This window comes from Puia sp. (assembly GCF_036500295.1).
GTDB lineage: Bacteria > Bacteroidota > Bacteroidia > Chitinophagales > Chitinophagaceae > Puia.
On sequence record NZ_DASYCH010000112.1, the window covers coordinates 1 to 14,379 of the forward strand.

13 protein-coding genes are annotated in these 14,379 nt (G+C 54.2%); 8 read left to right on the top strand and 5 right to left on the bottom strand.

The annotated features are described in order from the left end of the window. Positions 1–742: 742 nt before the first annotated feature. Positions 743–1,639, bottom strand: coding sequence for a cupin-like domain-containing protein (locus tag VGM48_RS20860; protein WP_331582370.1), 897 nt, complete (start codon positions 1,637–1,639; stop codon positions 743–745). 102 nt (positions 1,640–1,741) lie between these two features. Between VGM48_RS20860 and VGM48_RS20865 the strand changes: the two genes are divergently transcribed. Further along, positions 1,742–2,359, top strand: coding sequence for an L-threonylcarbamoyladenylate synthase (locus VGM48_RS20865; RefSeq protein ID WP_331582371.1), 618 nt, complete (start codon positions 1,742–1,744; stop codon positions 2,357–2,359). Here VGM48_RS20865 and VGM48_RS20870 read toward each other — a convergent pair. Beyond that, positions 2,349–3,002 (bottom strand): ribonuclease HII, encoded by a 654-nt coding sequence (locus VGM48_RS20870; protein WP_331582372.1) that lies wholly within the window; start codon positions 3,000–3,002, stop codon positions 2,349–2,351. The genes VGM48_RS20865 and VGM48_RS20870 overlap by 11 nt on opposite strands. Before the next feature lie 69 nt (positions 3,003–3,071). Between VGM48_RS20870 and VGM48_RS20875 the strand changes: the two genes are divergently transcribed. After that, the gene (locus VGM48_RS20875; RefSeq protein ID WP_331582373.1) at positions 3,072–4,166 is read left to right on the top strand and encodes a COX15/CtaA family protein; all 1,095 of its coding nucleotides are present in this window, start codon (positions 3,072–3,074) and stop codon (positions 4,164–4,166) included. Continuing rightward, a complete protein-coding gene (locus VGM48_RS20880; protein ID WP_331582374.1) occupies positions 4,163–6,409 on the top strand; it encodes a hypothetical protein in 2,247 nt (748 codons plus the stop codon). Before VGM48_RS20875 ends, VGM48_RS20880 begins: the two co-directional genes overlap by 4 nt. 55 nt (positions 6,410–6,464) lie before the next feature. On the opposite strand, the gene VGM48_RS20885 is transcribed toward VGM48_RS20880, so the two are convergent. Next, on the bottom strand, positions 6,465–7,379 hold the full coding sequence (locus VGM48_RS20885) for a diacylglycerol/lipid kinase family protein (RefSeq protein WP_331582375.1): 915 nt from the start codon (positions 7,377–7,379) through the stop codon (positions 6,465–6,467). A gap of 27 nt (positions 7,380–7,406) precedes the next feature. Further along, positions 7,407–8,432 carry an alpha/beta hydrolase gene (locus VGM48_RS20890; RefSeq protein ID WP_331582376.1) on the bottom strand — a complete coding sequence of 342 codons (1,026 nt, stop codon included), beginning with the start codon at positions 8,430–8,432 and terminating at the stop codon, positions 7,407–7,409. A 142-nt stretch (positions 8,433–8,574) separates the two neighbouring features. On the opposite strand from VGM48_RS20890, the gene typA reads away from it, so the two are divergent. Genes typA through VGM48_RS20905 form a run of 3 tightly spaced genes read left to right on the top strand, consistent with a single transcriptional unit; the run spans position 8,575 to position 11,573 of the window. Continuing rightward, on the top strand, positions 8,575–10,389 hold the full coding sequence (typA, locus tag VGM48_RS20895; protein ID WP_331582377.1) for a translational GTPase TypA: 1,815 nt from the start codon (positions 8,575–8,577) through the stop codon (positions 10,387–10,389). A gap of 34 nt (positions 10,390–10,423) precedes the next feature. Beyond that, complete coding sequence (locus VGM48_RS20900; RefSeq protein ID WP_331582378.1) at positions 10,424–10,648, top strand: hypothetical protein; 225 nt, start codon at positions 10,424–10,426, stop codon at positions 10,646–10,648. Next, on the top strand, positions 10,641–11,573 hold the full coding sequence (locus VGM48_RS20905; protein WP_331582379.1) for a glycosyltransferase family 2 protein: 933 nt from the start codon (positions 10,641–10,643) through the stop codon (positions 11,571–11,573). Before VGM48_RS20900 ends, VGM48_RS20905 begins: the two co-directional genes overlap by 8 nt. Here the strand turns inward: VGM48_RS20905 and meaB are convergent. Further along, positions 11,566–12,474, bottom strand: a complete 909-nt coding sequence (gene meaB / locus VGM48_RS20910; protein ID WP_331582380.1) for a methylmalonyl Co-A mutase-associated GTPase MeaB — start codon at positions 12,472–12,474, stop codon at positions 11,566–11,568. The two genes, VGM48_RS20905 and meaB, sit on opposite strands and share 8 nt — an antisense overlap. 60 nt (positions 12,475–12,534) lie before the next feature. Here meaB and VGM48_RS20915 point away from each other — a divergent pair, with 60 nt between their 5' ends. Then, entirely contained in the window at positions 12,535–13,251 is a 717-nt protein-coding gene (locus VGM48_RS20915) for an FkbM family methyltransferase (protein ID WP_331582381.1), read from the top strand. Further along, positions 13,248–14,294 (top strand): glycosyltransferase family 9 protein, encoded by a 1,047-nt coding sequence (locus VGM48_RS20920; protein ID WP_331582382.1) that lies wholly within the window; start codon positions 13,248–13,250, stop codon positions 14,292–14,294. Before VGM48_RS20915 ends, VGM48_RS20920 begins: the two co-directional genes overlap by 4 nt. The last annotated feature ends 85 nt before the right edge of the window (positions 14,295–14,379 follow it).

Below are 14,379 nucleotides of genomic sequence, written 5' to 3' on the forward strand. Positions count from 1 at the left end.
CTCAACATGCAGATCGAAGACGTTATCGCCGGTAAAGGAAAAGGCGATCTCGATAAACTGCTGCGGGGGAATGAGACCTGGACGATCGCGTAGTCAGGCGAAGGATCGCTATTGTAAGGATTATCACATCTTTAAAAATAAAAAGAGCCAGCGATAGACATCGCCGGCCTGTGCTTACCTCTGAAACCACAAAAAGAAAAAGTTCGAAATATTTTTCATTGTTCTCTGTTCGATTGTTGCAGGAACCTGTCGTTAGACAGACATTCTACTCCACTATACCTTGCTGTTAGTATCGGTCACATTTTCCAGCCATCCTGAAAAGGATCAGCCGCAAAACAATAAAGTTATCGGGTCGATTAGTGTCGGTAGACAGCCGGGACTGCGCTTACCGGATGGAATTGCTTCAAAAAGGGTAACGAAGAGATTCTCGTCAGGACAGGGGATGTTAGGTATCTCAAAACTATGAAGCGCTCAACTTCATAAGAGGCATGGAACCCGGATATCGATGGATTGGAATCTTCGGATGGGAAATTGGACGGTGAGTGATTCAGTGGAAGTAAGCGCGGTAAAAATAAAGACAGTTTCGGTAAAAAGCAATATTTTTTTTTAATTTTTGTTCACCCCGGGCCGGCCAAATCTCCTCCCGCAGCAAGGTAGCGGCCTAAACCCTTACTGAACAAGGGTTTCAAGCACCGAACCGGACGGAGTCCAGTTCAGGTCATAAGCGGGTTTCAGCAAAAAATTATATTTCGACAATTTTTTGCTGAAATTCCCTGTCTGCCGCCCGGAAGGTTTTTTCCCGTTTCCGGTTGAACCACCATTCGGGCGCCGTCTTTTTCATCAGGGTATCGATGTTTCGCATGCCCATAAGGTACCAGATGCCCTTCAGTTTCCCGCTAAAAGACGACTGCAGGGCCCGCAGACTCATGGCAAAGCCGCTGTCAAGATACTCCATATGGTGCCAGTACCCGGCAGGCATGAACAGGGTGTCCCCATGGTCCAGGATCACCTCATACCCCCGGGCAAGCCGGACGGCCGGGTATTTCTCAAGGTCCAGCTTATTCTCGTCCTCGTCGAAATACTTCTCGAAATTGACAAAACTCAACACCTCCCACGGCTTGCGGTAAAGTTTGTGCTGTTCTTCAAACGGGAAAAGCAAAACCCGCTTGCGACCGGCAAACTGGGTATGGATGATATGCGAAAGATCGATGTCGAAGTGCATATGGGTGATGGAGCCCTTTCCCCCTACAAACAACATCGGATACCGTTTCACAAATCCTTTCATCAGGTGTTCGGGCCATTCGAAATCCTTGACGATCTGCGGGGCATGTTCAAAGATGTTAAAAAGAAAGATGCGCCACTCCGCCGGCCCCTTCCGCACCATATCGATATACTCCCCAAACTTCATATAGTCGTCCGCCGTATTGATAGGGGTATAGGCATCGCTCTTGACGTTATTGTAGACCCCGACATTCACGTCCCCGACGATGGATTTGAAATAGTCCCAGTTCCATTTTTCAAATGCAGGCCACTGCCTGGACAGACCCCGGATGACCAATGGCTTCATCTGAGTATAGTACTGATCCTTAAAATCTTCGGCACTGATACTGTCCACTGTGTCTACCGCCTGTAATTGCATTCTCGCGTTATTATTTGGGCAAATTTAAAAATAATTTGATGTTAAAGGATTGTTACGAAATCGACTCCAATCCAATCAGGTGTTTTTCCTTAACTTACCGGGATGTTATTGCACATGCATCCGGTGAATCCACAGGTCAGAAACATTAAAATGGTGATCGAATGCTTATTGGACGGAGGGGTGATCGTCTATCCTACCGATACGATCTATGGTTTGGGCTGCGATATCTTCCAGCATAAAGCAGTAGAACGTATCTGCCGGATCAAACAGGTAGACCCCGCCAAAGCCCAGCTTTCCTTCATCTGCTACGACCTCAGCGACCTGAGCAACTATACAAAAAGCATCTCCACACCCCTGTACCGGTTGCTGAAAAACCACCTGCCCGGACCCTATACCTTCATCCTTCCGGCGAGCAAACAGGTGCCTAAGATACTGAAAAGCCGCAAAGACACCATCGGTCTGCGTATCCCCGACAATCTCATCGCTCGTTCACTCGTTCGCGAACTGCAACACCCCATCCTGAGTTCCTCCCTCCCGGGTGAGATGGTCGGGGAATACACCGACCCTGAAATGATCCGGGAAAAATTCGAAAGCCAGGTAGACATCATTATCGATGGAGGTATCGGCGGCATGATCCCCTCCACCGTGGTGGATTGTACGGGCGACGAACCCACACTCATCCGAAAGGGTCTTGGGGAATGGGCCGAGGTTAGCTCATAGCCGCCTCATCCTGCCCTTCGTCCGGGCCAAAGACCAGTTCTTCCTGAACCTCCCCGGCCGGCGAAATATTGAAGCTCTTGCGGTGGTACTTACAAAGCCCAAACTTTTCGATGGCATCGCGGTGTTCCCTCGTCCCATAGCCCTTGTTGCTGTCCCAGGAATAATGGGGAAACTCGGTATGCAATCGCTGCATGTACTCGTCCCGCCAGGTCTTGGCGAGGATGCTGGCCGCGGCTATGGAAGCGAAGATAGAATCCCCCTTTACGATACACCGGTGGGGAACACGTTTGTATTTCGTGAACCGGTTGCCGTCGATCAAGAGCAGCCGGGGCCTGAGCTTTAGCTGATCGAGGGCCAGGTGCATCGCCTTGAATGAAGCCTTGAGGATATTGATCTTGTCGATCTCGTCATGGTCCACCTTCGCGACGGCCCAGGCCAGGGCATTGATCTCGATAAAACCCCGCAGTTCGTTCCGGTTCTCGGGGGTCACCTGCTTGGAGTCGTTGAGCAGGGGATGAAAGAATCCCGCCGGCAGGATAACGGCCGCCGCGAAGACGGGTCCGGCATAGCAGCCACGACCGGCCTCATCGCAACCGGCTTCCGTCAGCTCCTCCTGGTAATGGCATCTCAGCGGATTCTCCATTGGTCAAAAATACGATCCTTCCCGTTTGAACATCCCTATCTGGATAAAAATCGGGAACTTTACGCCGCTATGCAATCCTCCTCCCGTTCCTTCTCGCGTCCGGTGGCTATCTGGGTCTATACCGGGGTTATCATGTTGCTCATCCAGGTTATTCTCGGCGGGATCACCCGCCTTACCGGCTCCGGCCTCTCCATCACCGAATGGAAGGTCGTCACGGGCACGCTCCCGCCCCTGAATGCCTCGCAATGGCAGGATGTCTTCGATAAATACCGCCAGACGCCGCAGTTCCGCCTGATCAACTCCGACTTTACCCTCCCGGATTTCAAGTTCATCTTTTTCTGGGAATGGTTTCACCGGTTTTGGGCCCGGATGGTCGGAGTCGTATTCCTGGTCGGGTTCGTAGGACTGCTGTGGAAAAAAAGGCTTCGGCCCGGAATGATCCGCCCACTGATCATCCTGTTCCTGCTGGGCGCCTTACAGGGCGCCGTCGGCTGGGTCATGGTGGCCAGCGGACTGACCGGTGACGCCATCTACGTGGCGCCGACCCGGTTGGCGCTTCACTTTGTCTTCGCCCTTGGATTGATCGTCTACGCGTTCTGGTTCGCACTGGATCTTTCCGTCGCGCCGGCCGCCCGTCTTTCCAACCAGTGGCTAACGGTGCTCCGGCGCTGGACCTGGGCAATCATCGGGCTGCTTTTCTTCCAGCTGTTGTACGGCGCCCTCATGGCAGGACATAAAGCGGCGGCGGTCGCACCCACCTGGCCGACCATCAACGGTTCGTGGGTGCCTGATGGCCTGTTCCGCCAACATCCCCTCCTGACGGACCTGGTGGGCAATACTCTCACCGTACAATTTATCCATCGAACCCTCGCATATACGATATTCGTTGCCATCGTCATCTGGACGGTCATAGCCCTGCGGGTCCGCCCCGCAACGACCGCCTTCCAAAGGGTGCGCTGGCTGCCCCTGCTGGCCGTCGTCATCCAGATACTCCTCGGTATCAGCAGTCTTCTCACCAGTCCCGGCATCATCGCCCATCAGTGGGTAGCCTTTGACTGGCTGGCCCTGATCCACCAGACGACGGGTCTGTTATTGTTACTCACAATGATCGGGATGTTGTATCTTGTGATACCTGCACGTGCAGCAACTTCTGTCACCGTATGATGCGCATCCTTAAAACCATTTACTTTTTCTTTCCCGTACAGCTGCTGTTATTACACATAAAAAAATTCCAGGTGTTATTGATCTTCTGGCTGATCCTTTTCAGCACCCTGGACGGCGTTTTTATGCAGACATACGGAGCGGCCGCGCTCTTTCTTTCGCCGGAATACATGGGCGATGTCAGCCCCATCAGCACCGCGATCGTCGGCGTGGCCGCCGGGATCTTTATCATGAGCTGGAATATCACCACCTTTATCATCTTCTGCCGGCATTTCCGGTTCCTGGCAACAACGACAAAACCCTTTCTCAAATATTGTATCAATAACTCCATCCTCCCCATCATCTTCCTGGTCTTTTATTTTGTAAGGGCCCTTCAGTTCAACCTCAACCGGGAACTGCTGCCCGTTACCTCGATCGTCTGGCTTTGTTTTGGGTTTCTCTTCGGCTTCAGTTTTCTCATCATCGTTTCCCTCCTGTATTTCTTTCGTGCCGACAAGACGATCATCCGCCGGATGACACCGGTCATCAGCAACCCCAAGCTCTTCAAATCCCAGTTCTCGAAGGAAGAAGTAAAGCTCAACGAAAGCCGGCTCGTGCATGTTCAATACTATCTCAACTCCCCCACCACGATCCGCAAGACCCGGGATGTCGCGCATTACAGCAAGGCGTTTATCGAAAGCATCTTCAACCGGCATCATATTTCTGCCGTCCTTTGCATCTTCGTCGCCTTCATCTCGCTTATTTGTATCGGCTTTTTCATGGACAGCCGCTATTTTCAATTGCCCGCGGCGGCCAGCATCCTTATCTTCTTCGCCATCCTGATCTCGCTCTCGGGGGCATTTTCCTATTTCCTCCAATCCTGGAGCATCCCCTTTTTCGTGGTTGTTTTCTTCATTCTCAACCTGCTCTACAAATACAATGTCATCGACCCCACGAACAAGGCCTACGGACTCAGCTATACCGCGATGGAAGACCGGCCCCTCTATGACCAGCAGACCCTGCTGCAGCTTTGCTCCGACTCTGTTGTCCGGCGGGACGATAAGAATATGCTGGCCATCCTTAATCGGTGGAAGGCCCGCCAGAACTCGCCCAGGCCGATCCTTTTTCTTGTCAATACCAGTGGCGGCGGCAGCCGCAGCGCTACCTTCACCTTTAGCATCCTTCAACGGCTGGACAGCCTTAGCGGCGGCCAGCTGATGCGAAAGACCTTTCTCATTACCGGGGCATCCGGCGGGATGCTGGGCGCTGCCTATTTCCGCGAACTGTCACGCCGCCGCGATGCCGGCGACACGGCGATTCATCTGGAGGACCGCCGCTATGTCAAGGATATCTCCGGCGACCTCCTCAATACCCTCTTTTCCTCTTTTGTAGCCCGCGACCTCGCGTCCCCGGCTCAAAAGTTCGTCGTCAGTGATCATGAATACGTCAAAGACCGGGGTTTTGCCTTCGAACAGAAGCTCAACGAGAATACCCATGGTATCCTCAACCAGCAGTTAAAAGACCTTGCCCACGACGAGGCAATGGCTCATATGCCGCTTCTGCTGTTCAACCCCGTCATCTCCCGGGACAGCAGGGCGCTCGTCATCTCCACCCAGCCGGTCAGCTTCCTGATGCGCCCCCGCTTCGACAGCAGCAGACTTCCCGGTATGGATCCTGACGCCGTCGATTTCGGCGCCCTCTTCGCCAAACAGGGACCGATGAATCTCCGCCTGCTTACCGCGCTTCGGATGAATGCTACCTTTCCCTATGTCTTACCTAATGTATGGCTGCCCAGCCGTCCCGTTATCGACGTAATGGACGCCGGCTTCCGCGACAATTTCGGCGAGATGAACGCGATCCGTTTTCTCAACGCCTTCCGCGAATGGATCCAGGAGAACACCAGTGGGGTAGTGCTGTTGCAGATCCGCGACCGCAAGGCCGGCGGCTGGGAGAACCCCTATGAATCGAACGATATCACCGAGCTCATTACAAAACCGCTTCTCCTCTTGCAGGACAACTGGTATAAGATGCAGGAATATAATCAGGACGATCTGCTCAGCCTTGCACAGAACGGAATGGGCTTCCCTTTCCACAAACTGGTCTTTCAATATGTTCCGCGGACCGAAGATGCCGATGCCGCGTTGAACTTCCATTTGACTAAGCAGGAAAAATTGAATATCACCGGCGCGCTGGATAATTCAGACAACCAGCGGGCGTTCCAGGCTTTTAGACAGTCCTGCCGGCCCACGGATCAAAACGGCCGTTAGCGGCCAGTCAGGGACAAGCCCGATCAGAGGCCAGCCCGATCCGGGGCAAGCTCGATCAGGGAAGGATAAGCCGGATCGCGTTCGGTACAATGCCGATATGAAACTCGCTTGCCGATGGCTTGGGGTCCCCGTCGATATGCAGCGGCGCCTCACCGGGATTCTCGATCACCAGCGACGCCGTCTGAAAATAAATCATCCTCCCCCTTCCCGCTTTTTCGGGTTGCGATTGCACCGGATAACCACCCAGCACCTGGCGGATCACCGATAGCAGAAAGCGTAGCCGGTTCGTTCTTTTCGCGATGACGATATCCAGCAGCCCGTCGTGGAGGCTGGCCTTCGGCGCAATGGTGAAGTTGTTGCCAAACTGGTTGCCGTTGGCGATGCTGATAAAGAAAGCCTCCTCCCGTAAGGTGGTTTCTGTTCCGTTGCTGCCCGGGATATGCAGCGTGAAAGGATAATGCCGGGCGCCAAAGAAGTTCCTTAAGGTCACCCGGATATACGTTTGCAATCCCCGCCTGGGCTGCTCAGCGAATTCCTCCGCCACCTTGGCGTCGAACCCGATGCCGCAAAGCATACAGGAGAACTGCCCGTTGATCAGAAAGCCGTCGATAGGCGCGGACTTTGCGGCGAAGACGATCTCCAGCGCCTTTTCGACATCCTTGGGGATGCCGGCGGCAAAGGCCAGTCCATTCCCCGAACCCATCGGGATAATACCGACCCGGACATCCTCGCCCGACAGGGCCGCCGCAACGGCGCTAACGGTTCCGTCACCGCCGCAAACGACAATATCCGTAACCGCGGCTTTTTGTATGAAGGGGATCAAAAAAGCATAATCACCTTCGGGATTGGTGGGTAAAATGCTATACGCAATTCCTTTCTCCTGTGTCTTTTGCCGGATCGTCTCCTGCAGCGACTGCTTGCCGCGAGTGCCTGAGATGGGGTTGATGAGATAGATGATATTTCTGGCCATAATTCCTTTCCGCGGCGCAAATATCCATCAATTTTGTGTAACCGCACCCGAATCCGTCGCCGCGGGAAGATGCAGGATGTCCGACAGAAAATGCATGACACCTTTTTCAACACCCGGAATATCATGCGACCGGATCCCGCTGCTGATGACATGGGTCCCGGCTTCGGGGAGTGCCTCCTTATATTTCAGCGTGGCCGGTGTACCCAACTGGTCGAACATCTCCAATTCCGCCGAAACTTTGACCGTACTGTCCTGGTGTTTTTCATCCTTGTAGAAATAGAACAGCCCGACCGGCTGCGTCACCTTTCCAAAATTCTCTTTCGTCATCGTGGTCTCCAGCAGCTCTTGCAACGCCACCACCCCCTCTGTCCGGTATTTGGGATACCAGTATTGCCGGTATAACGGTCCATAGTCGTCCTTGCTGATGATATAATTGGAGCCGGTGATCAGGTGGGCGATCTGCAATCCCCAGGGATTGTTCGCCACCCAGGCATTGGGGTCATTGATGGCGATATTGGGGGAAAGCAACACGAGAGCCGTTACCTCTCCGGGATAGGTATAAGCCAGTTGAAGGGCGAGCGTGCCGCCGGTAGAGGTACCCATCAGGATCACCTTGTCTCCCAGCTGCCGTCCGATCGCCAACGCCTCCTGTGCCGATTCCCAGTACTTGTCCGCGGTGAGGTTGGCCATCGGCTCCGTCGTGTCGATGCCGTGTTCGGCAAGTCGCGAAAGATAAAGATTGCAGCCGTATTTCCTCGCGATAAGGCGATGCACCGGGTCCCCTTCGCCTTGCGAAGCGGAAAAGCCATGAAGGTAGACGATGGAGAAAGGGGTCTTCCGCCGCGAGGAGTCGGCCCAGACGATCCGGGCCTCGTTATCGGGCTTAAGACGGTGAACAGCCTCCCGGCTGCTGATATAGTTCTCCAGGGCCGCCGGCGCCGCCGGCACGACCGGCTGGGTAATGGAATAAACAGGCTTTGATGGGTGCGGACCCAAAAGGTAAAGGAAGACGAGCAAAACGAGAACGATCAGCAGCCACCATCTTTTGCGCATGAGATAAATTTTGTACTGAATTTATGGTTTTTATGTTATTTCTCCCCGATCGATCGGGGTAGGCTAGGAAATCCCGGTGATTAGTCGTAATTTTGCGCCCCGAAAGGGGCCATAGGCCCACTTTTTGAGAAGGAGTAAATATATGCAAATCAGAAACATAGCGATCATCGCCCACGTCGACCACGGTAAAACTACATTGGTAGACAAGATCTTACATGCTACCCATGTATTCCGTGACAACCAGGAGACCGGAGAGCTGATCATGGACAACAACGATCTCGAAAAAGAACGCGGGATCACCATTTTTAGCAAAAACGCCGCGGTTGAATACAAAGGTGTTAAAATCAACGTGATAGATACCCCCGGCCACTCCGACTTTGGCGGTGAGGTAGAGCGCGTCCTCAAGATGGCCGATGGGGTGCTCCTGTTGGTGGATGCCTTTGAAGGCCCCATGCCGCAGACCCGTTTCGTTCTGCAGAAGGCCCTCCATCTCAACCTGAAGCCGATCGTCGTCATCAATAAGGTCGACAAGCCCAATTGCCGCCCCGATGAAGTGCATGACGCCGTGTTCGAATTGTTTTTCAACCTCGATGCCACCGAAGATCAGCTGGACTTCCCCACTTTCTATGGCAGCGGTAAGAATGGCTGGTTCAATACCAAGAATGAACAATGTGCCGATATCACCCCCCTCCTGGATGGTATCCTCCAATATGTTCCAGAACCGAAAGTGGCCGATGGGCCCCTGCAAATGCAGATTACGTCTCTGGACTATTCCTCCTTTCTCGGCCGTATCGCCGTAGGAAAGATTGCCCGCGGTTCCATTAAAGAGGGACAATCCATCGCCCTGATGCAGGCCGGAGGCGTGATCAAGCGCTCCAAGGTCAAAGAATTATACACCTTTATGGGCATGGGCAAGAAAAAGGCGACCGAAGTGGAAGCCGGCGATATCTGCGCCGTGGTCGGCCTCGAAGATTTCAACATTGGCGATACCATCGCCGATGCGGAAAACCCGGAAGCCCTGCCGGTCATCAGCGTCGACGAACCGACGATGAGCATGCTCTTTGGCATCAACAACTCTCCTTTCTTCGGCAAGGACGGCAAATTCGTCACCTCCCGTCACCTGCGCGACCGGCTGATGAAGGAAACCGAAAAGAACCTCGCCCTGAAAGTGTCGGATACGGACAGCGCCGATAGCTTCCTCGTTTACGGCCGCGGTATCCTCCATCTCGGTATCCTTATCGAGACCATGCGCCGCGAAGGCTTCGAACTCACCGTTGGCCAGCCCCAGGTACTGGTGAAAGAGATCGACGGCAAGAAGCACGAACCTTATGAGATCCTGGTCGTGGACGTTCCCGGCGAGTTCAGCGGCAAGGTCATCGACATGGTAACCCAACGGAAAGGCGAGATGCTGGTCATGGAAAGCAAGGGCGACATGCAACACCTCGAATTCGAGATCCCCTCCCGCGGGCTGATCGGCCTGCGCAGCAATATGCTCACCAACACGGCGGGTGAAGCCGTCATGGCTCACCGCTTCCTGGAATACAAACCCTGGAAAGGTCCCATCCCCGGTCGTAACAACGGGGTACTCCTCAGCAAGAACCAGGACAAGACCACGGCGTATTCTATTGATAAGTTGCAAGAACGCGGCACTTTCTTCGTCGACCCAGGCGAAGAGGTCTACGCCGGTCAGATCATTGCGGAACATATCAAGCCGGGCGACCTTATCGTCAATGCTACAGAAGGAAAGAAACTGACCAACATGCGGGCCAGCGGCAGCGATGATTCCGTCAGGATCGTTCCCAGGAAGCAGATGACCCTGGAAGAATGCATGGAGTATATCCAGCAGGACGAATGCATCGAAGTGACGCCCAAAAAGATCCGGCTTCGGAAATCCATCCTGGATGAGGAAGAGCGGAAGCGCATCGCCAGGACGATGAAGACGGAGCAGGTTAGCTGATAAGTCGTAACTTTGAAGTCTAATATGGCCGTCTATGAATAAGAGAGGTCTTGTTTTTATCTTCATTCTTTCCCTGCTGCTGTCGGCGGCGGCGTTACCGGTACGTGCGCAGTGCTCCATTTGCACCCGCACGGCCCAGCAATTGGGCGAACGGCCGGCCAAAGCCTTGAACAAAGGCATCATCTATCTGGCCGTAACCCCCCTCGCGATTTTCGGGGTCCTCGGCTATCGTTGGTGGAAGAGCGAAGACCATGAGTAAAGAACTGTCTGTCTCCGTCGTGCTGGGCACCTACAATGGGGAAACCTATTTACGGGAACAGCTGGATTCCATCTTCGCACAAACCGTGTTTCCACAGGAGATCATCGCCATCGACGACGGCAGCTCGGACGGCACTGTCGCCATTTTACACGAATATGCCGCCCGAACTCCCCGGATGAAGGTGGTCGTCAACGCGCAAAATCTCGGATTCATCCGCAATTTTGAAAAAGGATGCACCCTGGCTACGGGTCGCTGGATCGCGCTCTGCGACCAGGACGATTACTGGATGCCGGAAAAGATCGAAAAGATGGTAGAAGCCATCGGCGACCATGAGATGGTTTACTGCGACTCCATTCTCTGCGACGAAAACCTGCAGCCCCTGGGCAACCGCATTTCCGACCTGGTACACTATCAATCCTTTGACGATCCCCGGCAGCTTTGTGTCTTCTCCCGGATGTATGGTCACGCCACGCTGATCACCAACCGGCTGTTCCAACGGTCGCAACCCTTTCTGAAAGAAGTCCCGCACGATGGCTGGCTGGCCTACCACGCGACTCTTTATGGCGGGGTGCTCTATCTCGCCGAGGTCCTTGTCAAGTACCGCCAGCACGCCGGTAATGTCTTTGGCGTCGTCGGGCGAAAAAAGAAGCCCGATCCCCGGGAAAGGTCCGAAAGAAAAAAACGCGAGCTGGAACGTATCCGCATCCGCATGCAAGCCTATTGCGATGCCTGCCCCGACCAGCTGGTTCCGCAAAAAAAACTCCTCCGGGCGCTGGTCCGCAGCTATCGGAACTTCGCCCCTGGTAACGACCTCCGGCGGATGATCCTCTTCTTCGCCAATTATAAGCGCCTGCTGGTTGTGAAAAACTACTCTACGCCGAGAAAATGGCTGTTCTGCCTGAAGATGCTCGTAAAGATCAAATAGACCGGTCTTTTACAAACCGGTAAAGATTAAAGGAGCCTGCCTTGAAAAGCGCTTCGATGGCTGCTTCGAGCTCCTCCCGGTCGACCCCTTTCATCCGCTGTTGCTGGATCAGCAAATAGGCCTGCTCGGCGAGGAGCCGGTAGCGCTTATGGGAAGAATGCGCTTTTTTGCGATCCTGTTCGATCAGCTGCGCCAGCTCCCCGATCCCCTGTTTTTGCGAAGCAATGGTTTTTATGACGGGGATATCCCTTCCCTCCCGGCGGAAAGCCGGGGTCTGCATGGATCGGAGATTGCGGACAAACAGATCGGCATCGGGCCGGTCGCTTTTGTTGACGACAAAGATATCCGCGACTTCCAGCAATCCGGCCTTCATGGATTGGATATCATCGCCCGCCTCCGGCGCAAGCACGACAAGCGTGGTGTCGGCAAGACCCGCAATTTCGATCTCGTTCTGACCAACGCCAACCGTTTCGACAAGAATATGATCAAAGGGAGCCTGCCTGACCAGGTCGGCGATCTCGATGATCCGGGGATGAAGCCCGCCCAGCGAACCACGGGTGGCGAGGCTGCGGATGAATACCGCCGGATGATTGTACCAGTCACTCATGCGGATCCGGTCCCCAAGCAGGGCGCCATGATACAACGAAGAGGAAGGATCGACGCAAAGCACCGCCACGCGTTTCTGTTGCTGTACATAGTGACCGATAAGTGCGTCGACCAGTGTACTCTTTCCTGCTCCCGGCGGTCCCGTAACCCCGATCACCGGAGTGTCGGCGGCCGTTCCGGCAGAGAGCTGATCGGCGAAGTCATGGACGCCGTTCTCTACATAGGAGATGGCGCGGGCCAGGGCGCGGAAGTCGCCCCGTTGCAAATCAGCCAGTAGTTGTACCGCTATAGCCATATCGCCACAAATATAGGTTTGCAGCGAAAAATTGAAGAAATATAATTTATTTTCGCCCCCATGAGAGCCGGAACAGAAAAAAAACTCTACACAAAGATCCGATCGAAGAACCTCGCCATACAACACGTATGCGAAGTCGGGGTCTGGCTTCCGGAGATGTCCAATATCCTCGATTTTATCATAAAGGACAAGGTAAGAACCACCCTGGTAGAGCCCGATCCAAAAAGCATTGCCGCGATTCGTACCTATTTCCGGGATTATCCCAATGTCGGACTGCTGCCCTACGCGGCCTTCGACCATCATGGAACGCTTGATCTCGTACAACGCAATGCCTCTACATTTGTCTCCACCCTTCCTTATAGCCCGGCTCTGGTGAACGACAACTATCATATCCGGCAGGAAGACCGGTTCACGGTTGAATGCAGACGCTTTGATGAGTTGGACGATAGCTCCATCGATCTGTTAAGCGTAGACACCGAAGGCAGTGAATGGTATGTCATCCAATATCTCAAAAGCCGGCCCCGCGTCATTTCGGTCGAGATGCATGGGAAAAGCTATCTGAATCCCTTTTATACCGAAATAGCCGATTGGATGACACGGGAAGGGTATGAGAAATGGTATATGGACAAGACCGATATCGTTTTTTATAAGAAAGGCGTCTTCGCCGTCACCGGCGCCGAAAAGCTGGAGCTCTCGCTCATGGCCGCAGCAGTTCGGTTTCGCAGGGCCCGCAAACGGCTGGGGAAATTCTTCAGTGGAACGAAAGAAAAGAAATGAGCCGCAGGAATTTTATCATCAGCCGCATAGACGCCATTGGGGATGTGGTCCTCACCCTGCCGATGGCGGGCGTTTTGAAAACACTCTACCCCGAAGCCCGCGTCATTTTCCTGGGCCGCTCTTATACGGAAGAAGTGGTAAGAGCCTCGGTATACATCGACGAATTCCTGGATTGGGACGATTTGAAGAAGCAGCCGCCGGCACAAGCGGCAAAGACGATGGCGGCAACCGGCGCGGATACCATCATCCATGTCTTCCCCGATCCGCGTATCGCCCGGCTGGCGCGAAAGGCGCGTATCCGAGAACGGATCGGCACAACCAACCGCATCTATCACTGGTGGACCTGTAACCGGCTTGTAAAGCTGTCACGCCGCCATTCCCCGCTGCATGAAGCGCAACTCAACCTCCAATTGCTAAAGCCGCTGGGCGCAAAAGAGCTTTACCCGCTGGAAGAGATCGGTAACTACTACGGGCTGACCCGGCTGGCGCCCCTGCCCGCCGGGTTTGCCGCGCTGCCCGATAGAAATAAGTTCAATCTCGTATTACACCCCAAATCCCGTGGCAGCGCCCGGGAGTGGGGCCTTGATAATTTCCGGGAGCTGATCCGGCTATTGCCGCAGGATCAGTTCCGGATCTTTGTCACCGGAACCTCGAGGGAAGGGCAGCTCTTAAAGTCCCTTTTCAAAGAATTTCCTGCCCTCACCGATCTCACCGGCCAGCTCTCGCTTGGCCAGCTGATGACCTTTCTCTCCCGCGTGGATGGCCTGGTAGCGGCCAGCACCGGACCCCTGCACCTGGCAGCGGCTGTCGGAACCGAAGCCCTGGGTATCTATCCCCCAATCCGCCCCATGCATCCGGGACGCTGGGCGCCGATCGGCCCAAGGGTAAAAGTCTTTGTAAGAGAAGGAGAATGTGAGGATTGCCGCGAATCAGGGAATTGCACCTGCATCCGTGGCATCCAGGCGACCCAGTTGCGGGATTATCTCGTTTCACTGCTGCCCATTGGCGGCCGGCCAAAACCCGGGAACCCATTTAACCAGTAGCCACTTTTTTCAAAAAACGGTATTTTTGCGCCTATGACGACAGAACGGGCTGGAAGCCCGTTGCCCGAAGGGCCATCATTAGCCG